Source organism: Candidatus Accumulibacter contiguus (assembly GCF_012940005.1).
Lineage (GTDB): Bacteria > Pseudomonadota > Gammaproteobacteria > Burkholderiales > Rhodocyclaceae > Accumulibacter > Accumulibacter contiguus.
On the sequence record NZ_SPMX01000046.1, the window covers coordinates 1 to 24,805 of the forward strand.

Below are 24,805 nucleotides of genomic sequence, written 5' to 3' on the forward strand. Positions count from 1 at the left end.
CTTGCAAGCGCTTGCCAATCGGCTCAAGCTGGAAATTCGGATCGCCCACTTCCCGCCGTATTGCTCCAAGCACAATCCGATTGAGCACCGCGTCTTCCCCCATGTCACGCGCGCTTGCGAAGGCGTCGTATTTGAAAGCGTGCCTCTGGTCAAACAACTGATCGAGCGTACCCAGACTCGAACTGGACTTCAGGTCACCGTCGATATTATCGATCGCGTCTACGAAACCGGACGGAAAGCGGCGCTTGATCTCAAGGCATCCCTGCGCATCGTCGCCCGATGCACTACTGCCCCCATGGAATTACACCATCCTGCCAAATTCAACAGCATAAAACCGGGAAGTTATTTCGTGGGCGTTCCTAAGCGGCAGCGAAATGATGAACACCGAGCCCTTGCCAGGCTCGGAGCGGATCTCGATCGCCCCATTGAGCTTCTGGATGTTGGTCTTGACGACATCCATTCCGACGCCACGACCGGATACCGCCGATGCCTGCGCCATCGTCGAGAAGCCGGGCAGAAAAATCAGGTTCAGGCTTTGCCGGTCATCGAGCGTGTTGGCTTCCTCTTCGCTGATGATGTTTTTCTCGACCGCCTTGGCGCGAATCCGTTCAGGACTGATCCCGTGCCCGTCATCGGCAATGATCAGGACGATGTGATCTCCCTCCTGACGCGCTTCGAGACGGACCACGCTTTTCGCCGGCTTGCCGGCCAGCAGACGCTCTTCAGGCCTCTCGACGCCATGATCAACGGCATTGCGAATCAGGTGAATGAGCGGATCGGCCAGGTCCTCGATCATCGTCTTATCGACTTCGGTCTCTTCGCCAATCAGCGCCAACTCGACGTCCTTGCCCAATTGCCGAGCCAGATCGCGGGCAATCCGCGGGTACTTCTGGAACAGCCGGCCAATCGGCTGCATCCGCGTCTTCATTACCGAGTTCTGCAAATCCGAGACCAGGAGATCAAGCTGGCTGACCGCCTGATCGAGGGCCTGCAGGGTTTCCGAATCGGTTCTGCCGGCGAGGATATCGGCGCGCAGACTGGTCAGGCGGTTCTTCGTCAGACCAATCTCGCCAGACAGGTTGAGCACCTGATCCAGGCGCGTGGTATCGACCCGAATCGTCGCCTCGCGCGCAGCGGCTTTCTCGTCGGCACGGCGACCGGAAGGGGCGCCGCTCACCGCAGCGCCAGGCCTGTCGGTGCTGCGACGCCCTTCCGGTGGAAAATGCGGCTGCAGCTTGGACAGATCCACCGCTGCGGCTGCGGCCACGGCCGCATTCGCCGTCATCGCAGGTGTCCCACTTGCTGCCACCGCCGGCACCGCGACATTTTGCCCGCTCACGGCCGCATGCAGGGTGTGCCAGTCCGGACCTTCGTCTGCAACAGCGACGGGAGTGGCCATTCCCCCGCCATCCTGACTTGCGCCACGCCCTTCGAGCATGGCTCGCAGCGCGACAGTGAGTTCGCCAGGGGCCGCATGCGGTTGCGTACCCTGTGCGATCTCGCCAAACATGTGGCGCACACTCTGGGTCGCTGCCATGATGGTATCCATCAAACTCGCCGTCAGCTTCATCTCGGCGTTTCTGAGCTTGTCGAACAGGCTTTCGGTCAAGTGGCAGAGGGTGACCAGTTCGGTGGCATTGAGAAAACCTGCACCGCCCTTGATGGTGTGAAACCCACGGAAAATGTCGTTGAGCAGACGGCGATCATCCGGGCTCCGCTCCAGGTCGACGAGTTTGTTGTCGACATCCGAGAGCAGGTCTCCGGCCTCCTGCAGGAAATCCTGCAGGAGGTCTTCCATCCCGGCAAAATCACTCATCCTGAATCTCCTAGAATCCCAGGCTGTCGAGCAGATCGTCGACCTGCTGCTGTGTGGCCACCACGTCACTGCATCCTTCGGCATTGATCACTGGCCCGTTGAGCAGGCTCATCACCGAGTCGGTGCGCCGCTCGCCGGGCAGGGTCTCGATCAGCACTCCCATCAGTTGCGACTCGAGTTCCTGCGCCACATTGATGATTTTCTTGATCACCTGGCCGGTCAGATCCTGGAAATCCTGCGCCATCATGATCTCGAGCAGTTGCGCTTTCGTGGCCCCGGTTTTCTGAGGCAGGCCCTGCTTGAAGAAAGAACGCGTCTCCTCGGCCAGGTGCTTGAATTCCTCGACGCCCATTCGATTGGCGAACAGGGCATCCCATTTCGTCGCCAGCGTGGCCGAAGCGGTCTCGAGTTCCTCCTGCAGGGGGTTGGCCAGATCCGTCGCATTCAATACCCGGCAGGCAGCCTGCTCGGTGAGGTTGACGACATAGTTGAGGCGGTCTCTGGTGTCAGGGATGGCGGCGACGGCATTCTCGATGAGTTCGTGGTAACCCAGTTGCCCGAGTGTGTCGTGCAACTGCCTGGCCATCTGGCCGATGCGCTGAAACACCCGGTCCTGGCCCTGCCACTGCTCAACGCTGCCCGCGGCCTCGGGACTGCCCGCTGCGACGCTTTGCGCTGCGACGACCGAATCGAAGAGAATCTGCAACTCGTCGCTGTCGTCTGCCCCGTCGCCCTCGCGCAACTGCTGCATCAACGACGCTCCCCGAGACGCTGGCGGCGCCGGTGCTGCGGACGCTGCCACTCCCGCAGCAATGCTGTCGAACAGCGCTTCGAGTTCCCTGGAGTCCCCAGACCTATCCGCGTCGCTCATCTCAGCCACCCATCTTGTCAAAGATTTTCTGTAGTTTTTCGGCCAGCGTGGCTGCGGTGAAAGGTTTGACGATGTAGCCGCTTGCCCCTGCCTGTGCAGCTGCGATGATGTTTTCCTTCTTCGCCTCGGCGGTGATCATCAGTACCGGCAGATGCTTGAGCGCCGGTGCTCTGCGAATCGACTGGAGGAGTTGCAGGCCATCCATGTTTGGCATGTTCCAGTCGGTGACGACAAACTCGAAGTCGCCATTCTGCAGCCTCTGTAATGCCACCGCACCGTCTTCTGCTTCGTCTACGTTCGAGAAACCCAATTCCTTGAGGAGATTCCTGACAATGCGTCGCATCGTCGAGAAATCATCCACCACCAGAATCTTCATCTTCGGATCAGCCATTCTGTAACTCCAGATTCCTTCTTTCTGTTTGCTCAGCGTTCGAGCAAGGGGCGCAGGGTATCGGCGAGGATTTCGGCGTCGAACTTGCCGACGTAGGCATCCACCCCTACGGCCTTGCCCATCGCATGATTGGCCTGCGACGACAACGACGAATGCATGACTACCGGGATGCCCGTGAAACGGACGTCGCTCTTGATGTTCTTGGTGAGGACATAGCCGTCCATCTCGGGCATTTCGGCATCGACCAGAATCAGGCGGAGCTCGTCGCGAACGCTCCGGCCAGTTTGTGTGGCATGCGCAGCAATTCCCTGCAGTCGCCCCCAGGCCTCGGCACCATTGGTCGCATGCTTGTGCTTGACGCCGAGCTTGTCGAGGACTTCGACGATCTTGCGTCGGGCGACCAGCGAATCATCGGCAAAAAACATGCAGACGTCCTGATCAACGTTCGCTGGCGGGATGTCGACGATGATCGCCTCGCCGAAGGCGTTGGCGAGGATCTGCTCGACGTCGAGAATCGACACCAGCTTGCCGTCATCGAGTTCGGTCACCGCCGTGATCAGACCCTGGTTGCTGGAAAGTACGCTTTCGGGGGCCTTGACCTTCTCCCAGTCCACACGGATGATCCGATCCACTTCATGGACCAGGAAACCCAGGGTCCGCTTGGAGTACTCGGCGACCATCATGGTCTTGCCATACTCGTGCGGCTGACCCTCGTACTCGAGAAAGGAAATCAGCGACAGCACCGGGATGACGTTGCCGCGCAGGGAAATCAGGCCTTCGACCCCGCGTGGCATGTTCGGCGTTTTGGTAATGTGCGGTGTCCGCCCGACTTCGCGCACCTTGAAAACGTTGATCCCGAAAGTCTCGCGCGTTCCCAGGGAGAACAACAGAATCTCCATCCTGTTGGAACCGGCCAGCCGGGTGCGTGCGTCAACGCTCTCCAGCAGGTTCTTCCTATCCGCCAAATCCATTGTATCGCTCCAGAAAGATTGCGCAGTCTCAGAGTCTCAGCTCGGCTGCGCTACCGGAAGAGTACCTTGCAGCCTTCGCGTCAAAGTTTCCGAGAGGCGCTGCGGTTCGAATTTTGGCACATACTCATCGACGCCAACGGATCTGCCCAGTTGCTGGTTCGACATTCCGGACAAGGAGGAATGCATGATCACCGGCACGCCAGCGAAGCGTGGATCGGACTTGATCTTCTTGGTCAGAATGTAACCGTCCATCTCCGGCATCTCGATATCGGTCAATACCAGACTGATCAGGTCGGTCACCTGCTGGCCGGAGGCCTGTGCGTAATCCGCCATTTTCTCCAGTTCGTCCCAGGCTTCGCGGCCATTGATCGCGGCGACGAATTTCACGCCCATCGCATCGAGAGTCCGCTGAATCTGCTTGCGTGCCACCGCCGAATCATCGGCAAAGAATACCGTCAGCGTGGCATTGTCGATCGGCTTGATGTTGCGGTAAACGATGTCGTCGTCGTAGTTCGTCGTTTCCGAGAGTACCTTCTCGACATCCATCATCATCACCAGACGACCATCCGGCAATTCGGTGACCGCCGTCACCAGGCCACCCATCTCGGCCATGAGCATCGCCGGCGGTACCCGCATCTGGCTCCAGTCGAGACGGAGAATGGTATCCACCCCCTCGACAAGAAAGCCCTGTGTATGACCCGCGTATTCGGTGACGATCATGATCGAGCGCTGCGTCTCCGTATCTATACGGGCATAACGGGCAAGATCGACGACCGGCACCAGCGCCCCTCGCAAACTCACCATCCCCTCGACCGAAGACGGCATGTCCGGCGCTGAAGTGATCGGCGGCGTCCGCATCACTTCGCGCACCTTGAAGACATTGATGCCGAAGGTTTCACATCGTCCGGTGCGCGCATCGGTTCCGAGCGAGAACAACAGGATCTCCAGCTTGTTGGTCCCGGCCAGTTTGGTGCGGGCATCGATGTTTTTCAGTAGATCGGACATTCCTCATTTCCTCGCGTAAAGCACAGCACGCCTGATCCCGGACATCTTAATCCAATAAGCGGCGCCACGTCATGCTCACCCACTGCAAAAGATCGAAACCGGATCAATCAAGCCTCGGATTGAAAATTTTACGGCACAAACGGCGACGACTTTAGCGATTTGGTCATTCTGGCCCGGCTCGCCACCGGCCATGAACCATTCGGGTCAATGCCCCTGCCAGGCAATCGCCTACGCCTCGACCAGCGGCTCATAAATGGCTACCGGCGCCGACCGACCGCGTACCGCGGTATAGCCGAGCTGTCGGCAACGCCAATCGCCAAGGGCCTGATGCGTTGCCTCGCCGATGATCACTCCTGCGGCATACTGTGCCGACAGCCCCTGAATACGCGAGGCCAGGTTCACCGCATCGCCGAGCACGGTGTAGGCACGCCGGTGGCGGGACCCCATGTCGCCCACCACCATCGTGCCGGTGTTGATGCCGATGCCCACCTGCAACGCTGGCCAGCCGCGGCTGGCAAAATGCTGATTGACGCCGCACAGCGCCGCCTGCATCGCGAGAGCGGCCTCGACGGCATGCCTGGCATGCTGTGGATCGGCCAGCGGCGCTCCCCAGAAAGCGACCACGGCATCGCCGATATACTTGTCCAGCGTACCCCGATAGGCACGAATGACATCGGTCATCGCCGACAGATAGTCGTTCATCAGTTGCGCCAGTTCGTCCGGTGGCAGGTTCTCGGCAAGGGTCGTGAAGCCGCGCACATCCGCGAACAGCACCGTCAGTTCGGCACTACGGCCTGCCATGGTGTAGTGCTCGGGGTCACGGCTCATCTCATCGACCAGTTCGGGCGGAATGTACTGGCCAAAAAGCTCCGCCAGGCGCCGCTTGGCACGACGTTCCACAAAATAGCCGAAGAACAGGTGCAGGCCAAGCAGCATCGCCACCAGGAGCAGGCTCGCCGCCATCGGTAATACCAGCTGCATGCCTGTCCAGGCCGCCAGGTTGATGATCGTCAGCAGCACCAACATCCACACCGCCAGAACGACCGCCCCTGCCGGAGAGAGACGGGGCAGGCCGAGCAGCAGACCGACGATCACCAGCAAGCCGGCCTCGAGCGTCGCCGTGTAGGCCGGCGATTGCAGCTGGCGACCATCGAGCAATCCCGCAAGCAGGTTGGCATGCGCCTCCACCCCCGGAAAGGCCTGACCCACCGGCGTCACACGCTGGTCGAGCAGGCCCGGCGCAGTGGTGCCCAGCAGTACGACGCGGCCGCGCAGACTGTCAGCCGGCAAGCGGCCCGCCAGCACGTCGGCCGCAGAATGATAGCGAAAGCTGCCCTGGCCACCCCGGAAAGGCAGCAGGACGCTCGCCTGCTCGGCGACGGGGATGCGTAGCGGCGCACGTGCCGTCCGCAGTTCGATCGCCTCGAGCGGTCCGGAACCGGACTGCCAGGGGGCATGATCGGCAAATCGGAGTTGTAGTGCCGGATTACCCAGCAGCGCCTGTGCCATCACCAGCGAAAACGCAGCGTACACCTGCCCGTCATAGGCGGCCAACAACCAGGCACGCCGCGTCACCCCGTCCAGGTCCACCGGCGCACCGAGAAATCCGGCCCCCATGGCGGCTTGCTGAAGTATCGGCAGGTTACCTCCGTAGCCGTGCCACTGCGAAAACTGCCCGGCCTGTTCGGCCATCTCCGGCAGTAGCGGCGGCGGCAAAGCGCCGCTCCTGGCCGCAACATCCGCACGCGACAGATGGAAACCTAAAATGACCGGATAACGTTGTAGAACCTTCGCCAATCGGCCGTCGTAATCGAGCCCCGGCCGCAACGCTTCCAGCGCGGCATGGAAAGCGGTATTCTGGCGTAGCGGCCCGCGGCCCAGCGCATCCAGAGAAGCCAGCCCGGAACTCTCGTCCGCTTCCGCCAGGATCACGTCCAGGCCCAGCAGCAGTGCGCCGTATTGTTCGAAAATCCGCTCGATCAGGGTCGCCAGACGGGCTCGATTCCACGGCCAGCGGCCCAGTTCGGCCAGCGATCGCTCATCGATATCGACGATGGCGATGCGCTCGTCCAGCTCTCCGCGTGCAAACAAACGCACGCGCGAATCGTAGAGGAAGGCGTCGAAGCGGCGCAGTGGATCGATCTCGATGTAGCCCAGACTGTATGCAAGCAGAAAGCCGAGCAGCGCGACGCCAAGCCACTGCCGCAGATCGAGAGGCACAAGCCGAAACTCGAAGGTCCAGGCCAACTCAGCGCAGCTTCAATTCGACACGGCGGTTGCGCGGTTCCGGAATATTGTCCGCGGTAACGATTGCCGGTTCTCGTTTGCCTCGACCAATGACGGTAATCGTCTCACGCGCCACCCCCACGCCAACCAGCAAATCGCGGACCACACCGGCACGCTGCAAGGACAACTGGTCATTGGCCTCGAGGCCACCCACCCGATCCGCGTGCCCGATGACCACCACTTCGCTGGCTGGCAGGGCAGTTACCTCGGCCAGAATGCGTGGCAGCAGTGCCCGCGACTCCGGGGTCGGCAGACTCTGCCCGAACTCGAAATACACGACATAAACGCGCGGTCGCGCCGGTTGCATGGCCAGCAGCCGGCCATAGGTTTCGCTTACCAGGGCTGCGTTGGTCTGGATCGGGGTCAACTTACCATCGACCACATTGACGCTGGCGTAGGGCTCAGAGAGCACCACAGCCCCCCCGGCACTGGTGACCGACAGCGCACCCGTACGGCCATCCGGCCCCGGCAACAAGACGACGCGGTCGCTGAGACGCACACAGGCCACAAGGCTCAGTGCGAGCAACCACACCCAGCAGGTCAGCGGCCTCATTCGTCCTCTGCGCGCGCATCGACAATGAACTCGGTGCCCCGAATCCCGAGCAGCACGGTCGGTGTCCTGAAGTGCACGTTTTCTGGTGCCTGCTTGCCGATCAGGCCGGTCACCACACTCAGCGTACCTTTGAGCAGCGTCGCCAGCATCCCCCCCTCATGGGTCGTGCTGTTGAACTGGAACTCGTTGATCAGCAGAGTGCTGCGCGGTCCAGCGGTGAGCAGGGTATCGTCGGACAGAGTGATACCCACCGCTCCATCGGCAGCGGTGCGAATCCGGTCACCGACGTACACCGGCGCGCCCACCTTGAGCATCTGTACCTGGCCGGCACGATCGACCGTCACATTCCCTTCGCTGCGCTTGACCTTCCCGGCAGGGACTCCGGTCTCGGCAGCGACGCCGATCGTGGCTTGGATCAGGAAAAGGAAAAGCAGCGCATGGTTTCGCATGGTAAACATCTCTGTGGTCGGGGTATGCAGCAGGCTGGCACCAGGGTGAGAGATTTGCTCGTCGCCGCTCGATTCGTGACTGGCCGCATGGCCGGCCGAACGCGGCTGGCTGATGCTGGCAATGTACCCCGATTCACAGCACAGCGGCAATTCGTCTGGTCGCAGAAGAATCTCCTTCCTTGAGTTTTGCCTGCCGTTTCTGCATAGTTCGCGGTCTTTCCAGTCATTCCACACACTCGTCATCGCCGATGCCCCCACAGATAGAATACCCCGCAGCCAACAAAATTGCCGAGAAGATCGCCGCAGAGATCGGCTGCCGCCCCCAGCAGGTACTGGCCACGGCTGCCCTGCTCGACGAAGGGGCGACGGTGCCGTTCATCGCACGCTACCGCAAGGAAGTCACCGGCGGACTCGACGACATCCAGTTACGCCTGCTCGACGAACGCCTGCTCTACCTTCGCGAGATGGAGGAACGGCGCCGTGTCATCCTCGCCTCGATCGAGGAACAAGGCAAACTGACGCCCGAACTGGCCGCCGCAATCTACACCGCCGAGACCAAGCAAGGCCTCGAAGACCTCTACCTGCCGTACAAACCGAAGCGGCGCAGCAAGGCGCAAATCGCCCGCGAGGCCGGCCTCGCGCCGCTCGCCGCAGTGCTGCTGGCCAACCCGATGCGCTCACCCGAAACCGAAGCCGCGCACTACCTCAACGCCGAAGCCGGTTTTGCCGATGTCAGAAGTGTCCTCGACGGTGCTCGACAGATTCTCATGGAACAGTTCTCGGAGGACGCCGGGCTTCTCGGCGAACTGCGCAGCCATCTCGAGGCGCATGGTTTCGTGAAGTCGACGGTCCTTGCCGGCAAGGAAAACGAAGCGGCCAAGTTCCAGGATTATTTTGCCTACACTGAAGCGATCCTGGCGATCCCTTCGCATCGCGCGCTGGCACTCCTCCGCGGCCGCAACGAGGGCATGCTGCAACTGTCGCTGGTCCTTGACGGCGAGCTTGACCAGAGCGCGCCCAACTCCTGCGAGGGACGCATCGCGCGACACTTCGGCATCGTCGACCAGGGCCGGCCAGCCGACCAATGGCTGCTCGAGACGGTACGCTGGAGCTGGCGAATCAAGGCCTCTCTACACCTCGAACTGGAACTGATGAAGGCCCTGCGCGAGCGCGCCGAGGCCGAAGCGATCCGCGTCTTTGCCGCCAACCTGCACGACCTGCTGCTCGCCGCACCCGCCGGCAAACACGCCACGCTGGGCCTCGACCCCGGCCTGCGCAGTGGCGTCAAGGTCGCCGTCGTCGATGCCACCGGCAAGCTGCTCGAAACCGCCACGGTCTACCCGCACGAACCTCGCCGTGACTGGAACGGCACACTGCACACCCTGGCCGTGCTGGCACGCAAGCATCAGGTCAAGCTGATCAGCATCGGCAACGGCACCGCCTCGCGCGAAACCGATCGTCTGGTCGCCGATCTGATCCGCCAGCAACCCGAGCTGCAGCTCGCCAAGGTCGTCGTTTCCGAGGCCGGCGCCTCGGTCTATTCGGCCTCGGAATACGCCTCCCGGGAATTCCCGGAACTCGACGTCAGCCTGCGCGGTGCGGTGTCGATCGCCCGCCGCCTGCAGGATCCGCTCGCTGAACTGGTCAAGATCGATCCCAAGTCGATCGGTGTCGGCCAGTACCAGCATGATGTCAGCCAGACCAGGCTGGCAAAGGCGCTCAATGCGGTCGTCGAGGACTGTGTGAACGCGGTCGGTGTCGACGTCAACACCGCATCGGCACCGCTGTTGATGCGCGTCTCCGGACTCAGCCCGACGCTGGCGGCGAACATCGTCGCCCACCGCGACCAACACGGTGCCTTTCCCAACCGGCAGGCGCTCAGGGCAGTGTCCCGCCTCGGCGAGAAGACCTTCGAGCTGGCGGCCGGCTTCCTGCGCATCCATGAGAGCGACAATCCGCTCGACCGCTCGGCGGTGCACCCGGAAGCCTACCCGCTCGTCGAGCGTATCCTCGCCAACGTCAAGAAGGGAATTGGCGAAGTCATCGGCGACTCGCAACTGCTCAGGGCACTGTTGCCGGAGCAATTCGTCGACCAGAAGTTCGGCCTGCCGACGGTCCTCGACATCCTCAGGGAACTCGAAAAACCCGGTCGCGACCCGCGTCCCGAGTTCCGCACCGCCAACTTTCGTGCAGGCGTCGAGGCCGTCAAGGATCTGCAGGCGGGAATGATCCTCGAAGGAGTGGTTACCAACGTCGCCAACTTCGGCGCCTTTGTCGACATCGGTGTCCATCAGGACGGACTGGTACATATCTCGGCGATCGCCGACCGCTTCGTCAAGGACCCGCGCAGCGTCGTCAAGGCCGGCGACGTGGTCAAGGTCAAGGTCCTCGAGGTCGACCTGCCACGCCAGCGCATCGCTCTGAGCATGCGACTCGCCGACGACTTGCCGAACGCTCCGAAAATGGCCAGGATACCCGCTTCGGCCAGAGCCCAGGAGCGGCAGCGCAGCCAGCCGGAGCCGACCGGTGCCATGGCCAGCGCCTTCGCCCGCCTCAAGCGCTGACTTCCGGAACCCTTTTTCCCCGCAAACACCAGCGAGCACACCCGCCATGACCAGAACACCCGGAAACACCACCGACCGTAAAACCTCTCCCCGCAGCGCCGCCGAACCGCGCCTCTCGCGCCAGCGCAAACCCCAGGATCTGCCGGTCGATGACTGGCAAAGAGCGCTGCGTCGTCAATTCGGCCGCGAGCAGCCGTTTCAACTCGAGAACCTGGGCGATGATCCGGTTTTTTCCGAGTTCTCGGTGTTCAACCCCGACAGCGGTCGCCGCTACCGGGTCGCGATCCGCGGCGCGCAGGCCGGCGACAACCATTGTTCCTGTCCCGACTTCGCGACCAACGATCTGGGTACCTGCAAGCATGTCGAATTCACGCTCGCCCAGATCAGCGCCAGGCGCGGCGGCAAGAGCGCACTCGAGCGCGGTTTTTGCGGATCGTTCAGCGAACTGTTCCTCGACTATGCCGGCCAGCGGCGCGTCCGCCTGCGGCTCGGTAGCGATTTTCCCGCTGAACTGCAGCCGACCGCCGACCGTCTGTTCGATACCGCCAGGGGTTGGCAACTGTCACCCGAGCACTTTGCCGATCTGCCGGCCTGGGTGGACGAGGTTCGCGCCGCCGGCCACGATCTGCGCTGTGCTGATGACGCGCTGTCGTACATCGCCGAAGTCCGCGACGGCGAGGTACGCAGGCAGACCCTCGCCGCTGCCTATCCGCTCGGCGCCGACAGTCCCGAACTGAAAACGCTGCTCAAGGTCGAGCTCTATCCCTATCAGCGCGCAGGCGCACTCTTTGCTGCGCGCGCCGGTCGTGCCCTGATCGGCGATGAAATGGGCCTCGGCAAGACGGTACAGGCGATCGCGGCGGTCGAAATCTTTGCCCGCCACTTTGCCGCCGAACGTGTACTGATCGTCTGCCCAACCTCGCTCAAACATCAGTGGGAACGGGAAATCACCCGTTTCAGCGATCGCTGCGCCACCATCATCGGCGGTCTGCGCGCTGTCCGCCAGGCGCGCTATGCGCAGGACGGATTCTGCAAGATCACCAACTACGAGACGCTGAGCCGCGACCTCGACCTGATTCAGGCCTGGGCTCCGGACGTGGTGATCGTCGACGAGGCGCAACGGATCAAGAACTGGAACACCATCGCCGCGCGCGCGCTGAAGCGCATCGACAGCCCCTATGCGATCGTGCTGACCGGCACGCCACTGGAGAACCGGCTCGAGGAATTGATCTCGATCGTCCAGTTTGTCGATCAGTACCGGCTTGGACCGACCTGGCGGCTGCTCGACGAACACCAGCAACGCGACGAACGCGGACGCGTCATCGGCTACCGCGAACTGCACCGGATCGGCGAGACGCTGGCGCCGATCATGCTGCGGCGACGCAAGGCGGAGGTACTCGAACAACTGCCCGAGCGCGTCGACAACACCCTGTTCATGCCGATGAGCCCGCTGCAGGCCGACCACCACGAGGAAAATCGCCAGGTCGTCGCGCGCATCGTGCAGCGCTGGCGGCATACCGGCTTCCTTTCCGACAAGGACCAGTTGCGCATGCATTGCTCGCTCCAGAACATGCGCATGGCGTGCAACAGCAGCTTCCTGATCGACCACGAAACCGATGACGGCTACAAGGCCGACGAACTGCTGACCCTGCTCGACGACATCTTCGCCGACCCACAGGCCAAGGTGGTCGTCTTCAGCCAGTGGCTGCGCACCCACGAGCTGATCATCCGCCGCCTGCGCCAGCGCAGCTGGGAACATGTCCTGTTCCACGGTGGCGTTCCCGGTGACAAGCGTGGCGCGCTCGTGGAGCGCTTCAACCACGACGCCGCCTGCCGCCTGTTTCTCAGCACCGATGCCGGCGGCGTCGGCCTCAATCTGCAACACGCGGCAGCCGTGGTGGTGAACATGGATCTGCCGTGGAATCCCGCGGTGCTTGAACAGCGCATCGGTCGCGTACACCGGCTCGGCCAGACGCGCGGCGTGCAGGTGATCAACTTCGTCGCCAAGGGAACCATCGAGGAAGGCATGCTTTCGGTGCTGGCGTTCAAGCAATCCCTGTTCGCCGGCGTCCTCGACGGAGGGGAAAGCGAAGTCGTGCTGCAGGGAACGCGCCTGTCGAAGTTCATGGAAACGGTCGAGCAGGTCTCCGGCGCAGTAGCCAGCGAGAGCACCGTCGAAGAGTCGGACCCCTCGCCGCTCGAAGCCACGACAGGTGCCGAGAACGAAGCCGACGGCGAGGCAGAATACCTCTCTCCCACGCCCGCCGACGCGACGGCAGCACCGCCCGCTGGCGAACGCAGCCCGGCCAGCGAGCCAGCGCCGCCGGCCACCGCGACCGCACCGGGCGCCGCTGATCCCTGGGCGCCGCTGCTGGCCGCCGGCGCGCAACTGCTCGGCGAGCTCTCTGCGGCGTCAAGCGGCGAGCGTGCGTCACCCTGGGTACAGACCGATCCGGCGACCGGAGAACGCTACCTCAAACTGCCCATGCCCGACCCACAAACGATACAACGCCTCGCCGAAGGGCTGTTGGGCCTGCTTGGCGGGCGGAAATAGCGATACGCGGACGCACCCTTGCACGTCGCGGTCGATGGCTTGCGGTGCCGGCCGGAACCTTGCCTGCATCCGCTGCGTGACTTCGTGCGTATGATTGACATGTCACCACAACACCAACCCTTCATCGGCATCCCGGCGTGACCGGCCAGCCTGCCGCCTGCGGAGGCGCCGCGGATGCTGCCAACCGACGGCCCTCTGAAGTTCTCGCCAAGGCGTTTGGCTTTGTGGTCCTGATCGGGCAGAATTCGTCCGACGCGGAAACCGAAGCCCACGAGATGAACGAAACCGACGATTTCGATGCCCGAACGCTCCCCACGACCGACCAGGCTGAACTGGCGGAAGGGCAAGCCCGAGAACAGCGGGTGCTGGCTGACGAGGCGCGTCTGCAGGCCTGCATTGCCGGTATCGTGCACCAGGATGAGCAGGCGCTGGCCGAGTTGTACGAGGCGCTGGCCGGACGCGTCTACGGACTGGCACTGCGCATCACCCGCCAGGTGCAAACTGCCGAAGAGGTGACCGAAGATGCCTTCTGGCAGGTCTGGCGGCAGGCGCCGCGTTTCGATGCGGCCCGTGGCAGTGTCCTGGCCTGGGTGCTGACCATTGCCCGCAGCCGTGCGCTCGACGCCCTGCGCCGCAGAGACCCGGCCGAAGCCCTGGATGAGGATCGTCTTGCGGACCTGCAGGAAGACAATGACCCCCAGGATCTGCTGCTGGCCGTACAGCGACAGCACCGCCTGCATGCCGCACTGCAGGATCTCGATCCCCTGCCCCGGCAACTGCTCGCGCTGGCGTTTTTCCGGGATCTTTCGCACGAAGAGATCGCCTGCCAGATGTGTCTTCCTCTGGGCACGGTCAAATCCCATATCCGCCGCGCTCTTCTGCGCCTGCGCCAGTTGCTCGGCGCCGATGATCCTCGCTCGCCAATGGTGACGCCATGAATCCCGAACAATTCGCCAATCCCCCTGAAGACGACGGCGATACCCGCATATTGACTCGCCTGATCTGCGAGGGGCTGCTGCCGATCGACCTGCCTGTGCGCCAGCGTACCGACCTGCGCAGCCGCTTGCTGTGCCGGATCGGCGACAGCGTTCGCCGGCACGCCGGGCTGCTCACCGTTCGCGCCGGCGATGGGAACTGGCGCGCGCTCAAGGCCGGCATCCGCGTCAAGACCCTCTGGGAGGGTCCACGAGGCGCATCGGTACTGATCGAGCTGGCCCCTGGAGCCATGCTGCCGGTACATCGCCACCATCATCTCGAGGAAGGGATCGTCTTGCGCGGTGGCCTGCAACTCGGCGAACTGAACCTGGGAGCGGGCGACTACCATGTTTCACCACCGGGCAGTCGGCATGCGCGCATTACCTCCCGTACCGGCGCACTGGCCTATTTGCGTGGCACTTCACTCGGGCATACCAGGAGCGTCCTCGGTGAGCTGCTCGGAGGCCTGATCCCGGGCGATGGTCCGGCGAGCCATACCGTCTTCGCTGGTGAAGGCGATTGGCAAGGTATTGCCAAAGGCATCGAGCAGAAGATTCTCTGGCGCGACGGCGACGTCATTTCGCGCTTCTTCCGCCTGGCAGCGGGGGCACACCTGCCGGCGCACGCACACGACGGCGAGGAGGAATGCATCATGCTGAGTGGTGACGCCTTCTTCGGCGATGTGCTGGTCCAGGCCGGCGAGTTCCACCTCGCACCGGCTGGCAGCGAGCACGGTGAGGTGAGCAGCGACCAGGGCGCGGTGGCCTTCGTCCGTGGCCGCGAGGTTCTGCCGCTGTCACCAGGACGGTGAGCCCGCGTTTTGTGATGATCAGCCGCTGGCGCCTGGAAACGACCCGCGAGCGCCTTTGGGAGCTGCTGATCAACCCCGTGGACTGGCCTGCCTGGTGGCCACACCTGGCCAGCGTCAACAGCCTCGCGAGCGGCGACCAGGATGGGATCGGTTCGCGGCATGCCTTCCTCTGGCGTAGCGGCCTGGGCTACCTGCTGCGGATCGTGATGACCACCCGGCGCGCGGAACCCTGGCGGGAACTCGAAGCTGCGGCCAGCGGTGACCTGCGCGGCATCGGGCTGTGGGTCATCGAGGAGGCCAGCCCCGGCGCAGTACGCCTCACGTACCGCTGGGACGTCGAACTGAGCAAACCCTGGATGCGTCGCCTGGCACCCCTGTTGCGGCCGGTCTTCGCCTGGCGCCACTTCGCGGTGATGGCCAGCGGCGCCCAGGGCATGGCCCGCCAGCTTGGCTGCCAACTGTCCGGGATCGAGGAGTGGTCAGTGATTTCGCCGATCGTCGAGGGCGTGACCGCCGGCTGAGCGGCTGCTGATCTCACTGAATCGCACCAACGAATGCCCCGATGGTCGCCCGCGCCTGGTGCAGATGCAGCAGGCAGTCTTCCCACTGCGCTTGGCCCAGGTCGACTTCGTCGAGCAAGGCCGTCCGCTCGGCGTCATGCTCGGCAGGCGCGTGACTGCCGAGCGACGCGTACGCCGCCTGGTCGGCGAGACCGATCAGCGCGCAGAACATGCGCTCGTCACCGGCTGCCGCGGGGTCGTGATGGTGGGCGATGGCGGCGAGGTACTTTGCCGGCAGATCCCAGCGCTCGGCAACCATTTCGCCAACCTCGGGATGGGTGAACTCGAACAGCGTGCGCTCGGCTTCGAGACTGCTCATGGCCGAACCGCGTTTGAGTTCGAGCACCTGTCGGTAAGCCGATTCGGCCTGCACGGCGAAGATCAGCTTGCCGATGTCGTGCAGGAGGCCGGCCATGAACGCCTCGTCGGCCGAGCAGTGCACTCGCGACGAGAGGAAACGTGCCGCGGTGGCAGTGGCGATCGAGTGTTTCCAGAAATCGACCAGGTTCAGTCGCTCGGTGCGAAAGGCATCGAATGCGCCGACCGAGATCAGCATTCCCTGCACATTGATGAAGCCGAGCACGCGCACGGCGTCGGCAATGGTGGCCACACGACGGGAGAAACCGAAGAAGGCCGAGTTGGCGACCCGCAGGATCTTGGCCGAGATCGCCGGGTCGTTGATCATCAATCGTTCCACCGCCCGGGCATCGACATTGGGATTCTGCATCATCTTGACTGCCTGGATGATGATCGTCGGCAAGGTCGGCACCTCGTAGATATCGATCGGGCGGAAGCGTGCCAGAGGTTCCGCCGTCAGTTTGTTGCCACCCGAAGCGTCACTCGTTTCCAGCAGGCTCGCCGACAGACCCGGATGAACGAGCTGGAAGACATGCATCGGGTGCGGCAGGTCGCGCAGGCGCAGCATGCCGGTATCGTGCAGGCTGCTGCTGGCAGGCAGGGAATTGCGCACCAGCACTTCGGTCTTCGAGGTCAACAGGGTCTGCCCGCCGTGCGTCACCGCCAGCAGGCGGGCAACGCGGTTCACCGTCGTGCCGAAATAGTCTCCATGACTCAGGTACGCCGGGCCGGTGTGCAGTGCGACGCGCACCCGCAGCGCGGCACGCGTCGGCCACTTCTCGGCAGCGACGCTGGTCTGGATCTGGCAGGCAGCCCTGAGCGCTTCGGCAGCATCGTCGAAAGTGACACAGAAAGCGTCGCCGACGGTCTTGAAGACGTAGCCGCCGTGGCCTTCGATGGCTGACGATAGCAGCATGTTGTGGCGCTGCAGGGCAAGGCGCATGGCCACCGACTCGCGCTCCCACAGGCTCGTCGAGCCTTCGATGTCGGTAAACAGGAAGGTTGCGGTAATCAGCGACGCGTCGCCCAGGGTCATTTCTTCGGGTACCATTTGCAGCCTCGCTCGTTCGTCAGCAGGGGATCAAAATTGCCAAAACTCAGCGCCGGCGCGAGCCGCCGCCGAGGATCGAACCGAGAACGCCGCGAATGATCTCGCGACCCACCTGCGAGCCGATGGCACGCGCGGCGCTCTTGGCCGCCGTCTCGATCACCGAATCGCCGCGTCCCCGGCCACTCCCGGCACCGCCGAAGAGGTCGCCCAGACCATCGAGCCAGCCGCCACCGGCCGCCGCTGGCGGCGCCTCGCCAGCAGGCGTGCCGCCTTTCGGCGGCGCGGCGACGGCGCTTCCCTTGAGCTTCTCGTAAGCCGACTCGCGGTCGACGACATTTTCGTAATGCCCGTAGATCGCCGAACTCCGGATTACCGCCTGCCGCTCCTCGGCGGTCTGCGGGCCGATTCGCGACGTCGGCGGCAGAATGAAGGCACGCTCGACGACGCTTGGCCGGCCCTGCTCGTCGAGGAAGGAAAGCAGCGCCTCACCGACTCCGAGTTCAGTGATCGCCGTCTCGGCATCGAACTTCGGATTCGCCCGCAAGGTCTGCGCGGCAGCTTTCACGGCTTTCTGGTCTCGCGGCGTGAACGCGCGCAGCGCGTGCTGAACCCGGTTGCCGAGCTGACCGAGAACGGTATCGGGAATGTCCAGCGGATTCTGCGTGACGAAATAGATGCCGACGCCTTTCGAGCGGATCAGGCGCACCACCTGCTCGATCTTTTCCAGTAGTGCCGCGGGCGCTTCATTGAACAGCAGATGTGCCTCGTCGAAAAAGAAGACCAGCTTGGGTTTGTCGAGGTCGCCGACTTCCGGCATTTGCTCGAACAGCTCGGAGAGCAACCAGAGCAGGAAAGTCGAATAGAGGCGCGGCGAGGCCATCAGCTTGTCACCGGCCAGGATATTGACCACTCCCCGGCCATCGTCGGTCTGCATCAGGTCGGCAATGTCGAGCATCGGCTCGCCGAAAAAGACCTCGCCACCCTGCTCGCCGAGGTTCAGCAAGCCCCGCTGGATGGCGCCGATCGAAGCTGCCGAGACATTGCCGTATTCGCTGGTAAAGGTCTTGGCGTTCTCGCCGACGTACTGGATCATCGCCCGTAGATCCTTGAGATCGAGCAGCAACAGGCCGTTGTCGTCCGCGATGCGGAATACCAGTTGCAGCACTCCGGCCTGCGTATCGTTGAGGTTCAGCAGCCGCGACAGCAGTACCGGTCCCATGTCCGAGACCGTCGCGCGCACCGGATGTCCATCCGCGCCGAACACGTCCCAGAAGGTGACCGGGCATTTCGCCGGCGCGTAGTCGGTGACGCCGAGCGCGTCCAGGCGCGCCTGCAGCTTCGGCGTCAGGCTGCCGGGAGCGGCCAGACCGGAGAGATCGCCCTTGACGTCGGCCATGAACACCGGCACGCCAATCGCCGAAAAACGTTCGGCGAGCAACTGCAGGGTGATCGTCTTGCCGGTGCCGGTGGCGCCGGTGATCAGGCCATGCCGGTTGGCCAGGGCCGGCAGCAGGGACAGATCGGTATCTTCGTGTCTGGCGATGAGCAGAGGGGTAACCATGATCGACTCCGGAAAGTGGTGGCAGGGAGGGAACGCGGGAAGTGCTAAAATGCGGGGCTTGATTATCAACCATTTGCGGTCGGGTTTGTTGCTCTCGGCAGCAGCCGGACCCGATCAGCAATCATCAGAGGTCAGCATGGCAGGACACTCCAAATGGGCCAACATCCAGCACCGCAAGGGCCGCCAGGATGAGAAGCGCAGCGCATCCTTTTCCAAGATCGCCAAGGAAATCACCGTCTCCGCCAAAATGGGCGGCGGCGATCCGTCGTTCAACCCGCGTCTGCGTCTGGCCATCGACAAGGGCAAGGGCGTCAACATGCCCAAGGACAAGATCGACAACGCGATCAAGAAGGGAACCGGCGAGATCGAAGGCGTCGAATACGTCGAAATCCGTTATGAAGGCTACGGCATCGGTGGCGCCGCGGTGATCGTCGACTGCCTGACCGACAACAAGACGCGCACCGTTGCCGACGTGCGCCATGCCTTCAACAAGTACGGCGGCAACCTCGGCACCGACGGTTGTGTTGCCTTCCAGTTCAGGCACTGCGGGCAGTTGCTGTTTGCCCCCGGCACCGACGAAGCCGCGCTGATGGACGCGGCGATCGAAGCCGGCGCCGACGACGTGCTCTCCAACGATGACGGCTCGGTCGAAGTGATCACCGCGCCGAACGACTACATGACGGTCAAGGAAGCGCTCGAAGCTGCCGGTTTCCGGTCCGAGTACGCTGGCGTGACGATGAAGGCCGAGAACGAAACGCAACTCGGCAGCGACGAATCGCTGCGCATGCAGAAGCTGATCGACGCACTCGAAAGCCTCGACGACGTTCAGGAAGTCTATACCAGCGTGGTGCTCAACGATTGAGCAGGCACGGCTTGTCTGAAATGGTATAGTAGCCTTGCCCCTGCGACCCCGGCGGTTCAGTATTGGGCGCTGGCGAATTGTTTCCTTGCAAATTCGATCTGCGGTCCATCAAGGCGATCCTCCCTCTGCTGCTTGCGCCTACATGAAGCGCCAGGGTGGGCGACAGCCAGTGTGGCGAGATCGGCCTGAATTTTAATTGTTCATTGTTTTTTTAGGAGATTAACTATGGAACAAATCACTGCATCGGACATTTTCGAGCTATCAGCCTCTGCGGTTTCTTCGATCGTGCAAGGAATCGTGGACAACCAGCAGTTCATTGTTCAGGGCGGAATCGAGACCCCGCTCCAGATTTGTCATTTCATGGCCCAACTCGCGCACGAAAGTGCCCACTTCAGAACGACTCGTGAGTTTGCCTCCGGCAACGCCTACGAGGGCAGAAAGGATCTGGGGAATGTGCAACCGGGAGATGGTCCCCGGTATCGAGGCCGGGGCCTGATCCAGACCACCGGACGGGCGAACTATCGAGAAGCCCGTGACGACATCCGCAAGATCGTTCCCGAAGCGCCGGATTTCGAGCAGCAGCCGATGGAACTGGAAAAATTCCCGTGGGCACTGTTGTCGGCGGTCTCGTATTGGCGACGCCGGAATATTAACCGATTTGCCGACCGCGACGACATTCGCGCCGTGACGCGCGCAGTGAATGGCGGCCTCAATGGCTTCGATGACCGCCAACGCTACTTGATCAAGGCCAAAGCGATCTGGCTGGCGGAGAGCACACCCACCGCCAGGAATCAGACACTCCGCCCTGGAGACCGCAACGATGCCGTCGTGGATCTGCAGAACGAGTTGATCGATGCCGGCTATCGTCTCCGGGTGGACGGCCATTATGGCGATCATACCAGGGAGGCCGTGCTTGATTTCCAGACACGGCACCGTCTCACTACGGACGGCGTGGTGGGTGCGCGAACCTGGGCCACACTGAGAGCCTCTACCGACTGAAACACCGTCATGCCACCCGCAAGCAGTCGACAAACCACCCGTAAAAGGCATTCGGGAACGTGGCCTCATGCCCCTGCCTGCATTGGACTTCCGCGGTCTCCTGTGCCGCCAGGGCGGATCGTTCCTGGATGGCTTGGTCGTGGGAGGCTGTTGTTGACGGTGATCCCGGCAAGACTTTCCGGAGCAAGGCCGCGTTCGCTTGTGGTGCACAGCGTCCTTGCCGCCATCCTCTGCCAGGCATACATCGCAGAAGCGCGGTCGGCCCGCTGCTCGGCGAGCGACGAGGGCCATTTCAAGTGCGAGTTCCGCGCCACGGCACGGCAGTTTTCAGATCTCGGCCCAAGGAAAGCCGACTTACACCTTGAATATGGTGGAACCTGGGCTCGCTTACGGTTTCCTCAATATTGGCAAAGGCAATATTCCCTTGCCTGGCCGCTTCGTTCGCAGCCCAACTGAAAAGTCGTGCTAGGAGAACGACGCGACATCGACCCGGATTTGCGCGTGGTGAGCAGACCAACGGTCGCTGTACGCCGCACGCGCGACGACACCGCCGCTCCGGCCTGCACTGCTCCCATTCGGCACGGCAGGCCGGAACCGCTTTCGCACAGCGACTCACGGAAAGCCGGTGAGGATATCTTCGACACCTGTTGGGGCTCCTTAGTTAGTAAGTCCAACCCGCATTGGTAAATCAATGGCTTACAAATAATCTGACCCACTTTTCTTATCCCGAACTGAGGTTAGCGGTACACGAGAGGCTTTGCAGCCCTTCGATCCCAGGAGTTTGCTCCAGGGCTTCGTTCCTCAGCCCAACCTACGGCGGCGAGGCCACCCTGGCGAGCGAAGGGCGAAACGGTGGCAGGAAGAAGGATGTGGTGGGCGAACCATCCGCGCTTCGACGGCGTCACGACGCAACGAACGTAGGTTGGGCTGAGGAACGAAGCCCAACGGCTCCTGCCATGCGCACGTCGTCTTCTGCCTTCTGGCATCGCGCCAAGAAGCAATGCTGATACGTGCGGCAGGATATCTTGTCCGGGGTTTCTTATCCTGGAAATCGCCTTACCTGGCCACGGCGATTCGCTTAAGGTGATTTCCGCAAATTGCCGTACCAAGAGTCATGGTGTTAGGCCGGGCTCATGGCCAGAAAAACAAGCCGCTGCGGTAGTTGTTCGGGATCTTGATTCCCGGAAATCACCTAAGCACCGTCTCGCGCGGGAAAAGCCAGCGGCTGGACCTGGTTCAGCGATTCAGCCCGTTCACCCTCTGCCTGGAGTGCAACGCGCCTTTGCTGGCGATCGACAAGATACAGGTAATCGAATGCTTGCCGCCGTCCGTTCGGGCAAACCGGCAACATTTCACCTTCTGGGTGGTGTTCCTCAAGTGGATATACAAATCCCTAATATATTGATTATAAAATACTATATGGGGCTCATATCCACGTTTGGACCACTACCCACCTTCTGCAGTCCTTGCGCTCGTGTCTTCTGGCAAGGATCACGCTGGCAACGTATGCGGCAGTTACTGGACACGGCGATGCGGCAAGGCAGCGCGGCCTCTGAGGAACGATAGATTCGTGGGTGTTTCACTCATCCATCTCTTCGACACTGACGTTCCCCTTGCCCGAGCGTTTGATGAGGTACCGGGTACCGTCCTTGCCTGTCCACCGGGTCGCCGAGGGTGGTACCTTCACCCCGTCGATCGTCACATTGCCATTCACCACGCGGATACCGCTCGCATCGTCATCCCCCTTGCGGGTCGTGACGGTGGTGCCTGGTGAATGAGTGATCGAGGACGAACTCTGGCCGGGATTCACATACACGGCGTTGCCTTTGGTGCTGGTGGAAGTCTTGCCGGTATTGACCTTGGTGCCATTACCGGTGTTTACGCTCACCCCCCCGGCACCGCCGGTTTTCACGTCGACCTCACCCGAACCTCCGACCGAAACCGAGACCTGGGCCGTCGCGGATGCCGCTGCAAGGATGAGCAAGGCGGCCGTGATTGTCTCCTTCATTCGAATCCCTCACTGTTCAAGAAATGGCCAGGCGACGAAGGACAGAAAATCCGACGCCCCGTCGGCCTCGATACCAGTATCCCGGATTTCCGCTCGGATAGTCAATCGGGAAATCCTGCCGAGAGCTACGGCTATGCGAGAAGCACGGCACCACAGGCTCGCTGGATCCCCGCTCGCCAATCTCCACCAAGGCGCCAAAGCCACGCTCGAAAGGAATAAAGCAGTAATGGCAAATCAGATATACTTTTCCACGCGGCGCCTAGCCGCTCGCTGACGCCGGCGGTAAACCGCCCGTGCAAACGAGCCTGTGTAGCCCCCACCCGTCCCCAGAGAAACGACAGCTCTCACCCGCCAGGAGCAAGATGTGGAAAAGGTTTGGAGCAAATTCCGGATCGGCGAGAAGATCGGGCTCGGCTTCGCTGTCGTCGGCCTGCTGTTCATCGGCGTCGTCTGGCACTACCACCAGACCCTGCAATCGGTGCTTGCTGACCATCGGCAGCTGCAAACCGTCTTCGAAGTCCGTAAATCGCTGGCTCTCGAAATCGAGATCGAGATGGCGGCCGCACGCGATGCAGAAAAAGACTTTCTGATCCTGCGACATGAGCATTTCGCCGACGATGTCGACCAGCACCTGCAGGTCTTGCGTACAAAGGTGACCGCGCTGGCGGCGGTGGATCAACAATCCCGGCAGACCGCCGAACAACTCCAGAGGCTGCTGACCACCTATCAGGAGAGTTTTCGCGCCGTCACCGAGGCCTGGCGAAGCATCGGGCTGGATGAAAACTCCGGCATCCAGGGAGCTTTCCGCCAGAAGGTCCATCGCCTGCAGGAATTGTCCGCGCAATACTACGTCGACCCGCTGTATACCGTTCTGCTGCAGATCCGTCGCAGCGAAAAGGACCTGGCCTTGCGCAGGGATCCGGCTTACCGGGAACGGGTTCGGACGCTGATTCAGGAGTTTCGCCAGCTCGTCCACGCCTCCGAACTGCGGGCAGCGGTGAAACAGAAACTGCTGTCGGAGTTGGCCGTCTACGCCAGAACCTTCGAACCCTATGCCGAAAACGCACTCAAGACCGGCAACGTCGGTGGCGGCATGGGAGCATTCCGGGATGCGGCACATCGCATCGAGGCGATTCTCAGGGCCCATCACGTCCCCAATCTGGAAACCAACGTCTACAAGCTCCGACGGCAGGAAAAAGACTTCCTGCTGCGCGGCGACGAGGCCTACGTGACGAAGTTGGTGGACATCGCCAGGACGCTCCGCTCCCAGATCGCCGCATCACCGCTCTCCGAGACCGACAAGGCGCTCCTCGCCGGCCTGTTGCTCGATTACCAGCAGGGTTTCCTGCAGCTGGTAGCACAGCACGCCAGCATCGTGACACTGACCAGGGAGGTGGACGCTGCCGCCAGGCAGATCGCTCCACTGATCACGGCCAACGTGAATCAGGCCAACCAGATGATGGCCGCCCGCGTCGAGGCCATCACCGAATCCTCGCAGGCCAGCGTCCGCCTGGGCATGCTCTCGATGTACGGCGCGCTTGCCCTCGCACTGGTCTTCGTGATCACCCTGACCAGGCGCATCGTTCGCAAGGTTAGGCAGATGGCCGGTCTGCTCGACGACCTCGCCTATGGTGCCCCGACTGCACGCGTCCCAACCTTGCCCGGCGGGCGGGACGAGATCAACGCCATGGCGGAATCACTGAATGCGCTGCTGGAACATCGTGCCAACTTCCTCGACTGTTGGAAGACATCGATCAACGGGCTTCCCACTTAAGCCGGGACAATCTCTAACTTCAATGGGTTATGCACAACCCGGTGGCGGGACTTCCTCGGTAAGGGAAGTTCCCCCATCTGGTTGAGCAGCCAATCGAAAAGATCAGGGAAAGAGGTGCTAAACAGACGTTCGGCTGCGATAGTGCCGTCACTACGTCTCACCCCATAGTTGTGGATAACCGTTAGCGCAGCCAGGCGGCATTTCGTCAGACCTCGCCCGTTATGATACAACTGGGACAAGCGGCCATTGCGCCCTTCGACGGCGGAGGAGCTGCGATGGAACTGTCGCACCATCCATTCCCCCCATTCTAGCCAGCGCTGCAACTCACTCTCGGAGAATCCCGAATGGAACGGGTCTGCTTTCCAGGCCTCTAATGCTCGCTGCCAG

20 protein-coding genes and 2 pseudogenes are annotated in these 24,805 nt (G+C 62.3%); 10 read left to right on the forward strand and 12 right to left on the reverse strand.

The features are described 5' to 3' along the window. Window position 1 precedes the first annotated feature (1 nt). Window positions 2-211: pseudogene (locus E4Q08_RS26190) on the forward strand (ISAzo13-like element transposase-related protein); the annotation flags it as partial. Window positions 212-361: 150 nt separating this feature from the next. On the opposite strand, the pseudogene E4Q08_RS15595 reads toward E4Q08_RS26190, so the two are convergent. From E4Q08_RS15595 to E4Q08_RS15630, 8 genes and pseudogenes are all read right to left on the reverse strand, one after another. Then, window positions 362-1,816 (reverse strand): annotated as a pseudogene (locus E4Q08_RS15595) (chemotaxis protein CheA); the annotation flags it as partial. Window positions 1,817-1,826: 10 nt separating this feature from the next. After that, window positions 1,827-2,687, reverse strand: coding sequence for a protein phosphatase CheZ (gene cheZ / locus E4Q08_RS15600; RefSeq protein WP_169071062.1), 861 nt, complete (start codon window positions 2,685-2,687; stop codon window positions 1,827-1,829). A 1-nt stretch (window position 2,688) separates the two neighbouring features. Further along, window positions 2,689-3,078, reverse strand: a complete 390-nt coding sequence (cheY, locus tag E4Q08_RS15605) for a chemotaxis response regulator CheY (protein WP_034913447.1) — start codon at window positions 3,076-3,078, stop codon at window positions 2,689-2,691. A 32-nt stretch (window positions 3,079-3,110) separates the two neighbouring features. Then, window positions 3,111-4,049: a chemotaxis protein gene (locus tag E4Q08_RS15610; RefSeq protein WP_169071063.1), complete on the reverse strand. Its 939-nt coding sequence runs from the start codon at window positions 4,047-4,049 to the stop codon at window positions 3,111-3,113. Between the two features lie 36 nt (window positions 4,050-4,085). Continuing rightward, the gene (locus tag E4Q08_RS15615; protein ID WP_169071064.1) at window positions 4,086-5,054 is read right to left on the reverse strand and encodes a chemotaxis protein; all 969 of its coding nucleotides are present in this window, start codon (window positions 5,052-5,054) and stop codon (window positions 4,086-4,088) included. Window positions 5,055-5,282: 228 nt separating this feature from the next. Next, complete coding sequence (locus E4Q08_RS15620; RefSeq protein ID WP_169071065.1) at window positions 5,283-7,274, reverse strand: CHASE2 domain-containing protein; 1,992 nt, start codon at window positions 7,272-7,274, stop codon at window positions 5,283-5,285. A 28-nt stretch (window positions 7,275-7,302) separates the two neighbouring features. Next, window positions 7,303-7,893 (reverse strand): OmpA family protein, encoded by a 591-nt coding sequence (locus E4Q08_RS15625; protein WP_169071066.1) that lies wholly within the window; start codon window positions 7,891-7,893, stop codon window positions 7,303-7,305. Next, on the reverse strand, window positions 7,890-8,585 hold the full coding sequence (locus tag E4Q08_RS15630; protein ID WP_248594952.1) for a FecR family protein: 696 nt from the start codon (window positions 8,583-8,585) through the stop codon (window positions 7,890-7,892). The genes E4Q08_RS15625 and E4Q08_RS15630 overlap by 4 nt, the downstream gene beginning before the upstream one ends. A 5-nt stretch (window positions 8,586-8,590) precedes the next feature. On the opposite strand from E4Q08_RS15630, the gene E4Q08_RS15635 reads away from it, so the two are divergent. The 5 genes from E4Q08_RS15635 (at window position 8,591) to E4Q08_RS15655 (ending at window position 15,767) form a co-directional block, all read left to right on the forward strand. After that, a complete protein-coding gene (locus tag E4Q08_RS15635; RefSeq protein WP_169071067.1) occupies window positions 8,591-10,906 on the forward strand; it encodes a Tex family protein in 2,316 nt (771 codons plus the stop codon). Window positions 10,907-10,952: 46 nt separating this feature from the next. Then, a complete protein-coding gene (locus E4Q08_RS15640) occupies window positions 10,953-13,460 on the forward strand; it encodes a DEAD/DEAH box helicase (protein ID WP_169071068.1) in 2,508 nt (835 codons plus the stop codon). Window positions 13,461-13,597: 137 nt separating this feature from the next. After that, the gene (locus E4Q08_RS15645; RefSeq protein ID WP_288130336.1) at window positions 13,598-14,398 is read left to right on the forward strand and encodes an RNA polymerase sigma factor; all 801 of its coding nucleotides are present in this window, start codon (window positions 13,598-13,600) and stop codon (window positions 14,396-14,398) included. Next, window positions 14,395-15,246: a cupin domain-containing protein gene (locus tag E4Q08_RS15650; protein WP_169071069.1), complete on the forward strand. Its 852-nt coding sequence runs from the start codon at window positions 14,395-14,397 to the stop codon at window positions 15,244-15,246. The genes E4Q08_RS15645 and E4Q08_RS15650 overlap by 4 nt, the downstream gene beginning before the upstream one ends. A gap of 14 nt (window positions 15,247-15,260) precedes the next feature. After that, window positions 15,261-15,767: an SRPBCC family protein gene (locus E4Q08_RS15655; protein WP_169071070.1), complete on the forward strand. Its 507-nt coding sequence runs from the start codon at window positions 15,261-15,263 to the stop codon at window positions 15,765-15,767. A gap of 13 nt (window positions 15,768-15,780) precedes the next feature. Here E4Q08_RS15655 and E4Q08_RS15660 read toward each other — a convergent pair whose 3' ends face one another. Both E4Q08_RS15660 and E4Q08_RS15665 read right to left on the reverse strand, forming a co-directional pair. Next, window positions 15,781-17,214: an HDOD domain-containing protein gene (locus E4Q08_RS15660; RefSeq protein WP_169071071.1), complete on the reverse strand. Its 1,434-nt coding sequence runs from the start codon at window positions 17,212-17,214 to the stop codon at window positions 15,781-15,783. A 46-nt stretch (window positions 17,215-17,260) separates the two neighbouring features. Beyond that, entirely contained in the window at window positions 17,261-18,775 is a 1,515-nt protein-coding gene (locus E4Q08_RS15665; RefSeq protein ID WP_169071072.1) for a helicase HerA-like domain-containing protein, read from the reverse strand. A 136-nt stretch (window positions 18,776-18,911) separates the two neighbouring features. Between E4Q08_RS15665 and E4Q08_RS15670 the strand changes: the two genes are divergently transcribed. The 3 genes from E4Q08_RS15670 to E4Q08_RS24910 all read left to right on the forward strand — a co-directional run bounded on the left by E4Q08_RS15670 (window position 18,912) and on the right by E4Q08_RS24910 (window position 22,041). Continuing rightward, window positions 18,912-19,637: a YebC/PmpR family DNA-binding transcriptional regulator gene (locus E4Q08_RS15670; RefSeq protein ID WP_169071077.1), complete on the forward strand. Its 726-nt coding sequence runs from the start codon at window positions 18,912-18,914 to the stop codon at window positions 19,635-19,637. Between the two features lie 225 nt (window positions 19,638-19,862). Next, window positions 19,863-20,636, forward strand: coding sequence for a peptidoglycan-binding protein (locus E4Q08_RS15675; protein WP_169071073.1), 774 nt, complete (start codon window positions 19,863-19,865; stop codon window positions 20,634-20,636). A gap of 1,174 nt (window positions 20,637-21,810) precedes the next feature. Beyond that, window positions 21,811-22,041, forward strand: a complete 231-nt coding sequence (locus E4Q08_RS24910) for a Mut7-C RNAse domain-containing protein (protein WP_248594954.1) — start codon at window positions 21,811-21,813, stop codon at window positions 22,039-22,041. Between the two features lie 174 nt (window positions 22,042-22,215). Here E4Q08_RS24910 and E4Q08_RS15680 read toward each other — a convergent pair whose 3' ends face one another. Beyond that, on the reverse strand, window positions 22,216-22,644 hold the full coding sequence (locus E4Q08_RS15680) for a hypothetical protein (RefSeq protein ID WP_034909219.1): 429 nt from the start codon (window positions 22,642-22,644) through the stop codon (window positions 22,216-22,218). Between the two features lie 364 nt (window positions 22,645-23,008). Between E4Q08_RS15680 and E4Q08_RS15685 the strand changes: the two genes are divergently transcribed. Next, window positions 23,009-24,418, forward strand: a complete 1,410-nt coding sequence (locus E4Q08_RS15685; protein WP_169071074.1) for a methyl-accepting chemotaxis protein — start codon at window positions 23,009-23,011, stop codon at window positions 24,416-24,418. On the opposite strand, the gene E4Q08_RS24100 is transcribed toward E4Q08_RS15685, so the two are convergent. Beyond that, window positions 24,415-24,805 (reverse strand): DUF6399 domain-containing protein (locus E4Q08_RS24100; protein ID WP_248594953.1); only part of this gene is annotated, 391 nt, incomplete at its 5' end. The two genes, E4Q08_RS15685 and E4Q08_RS24100, sit on opposite strands and share 4 nt — an antisense overlap.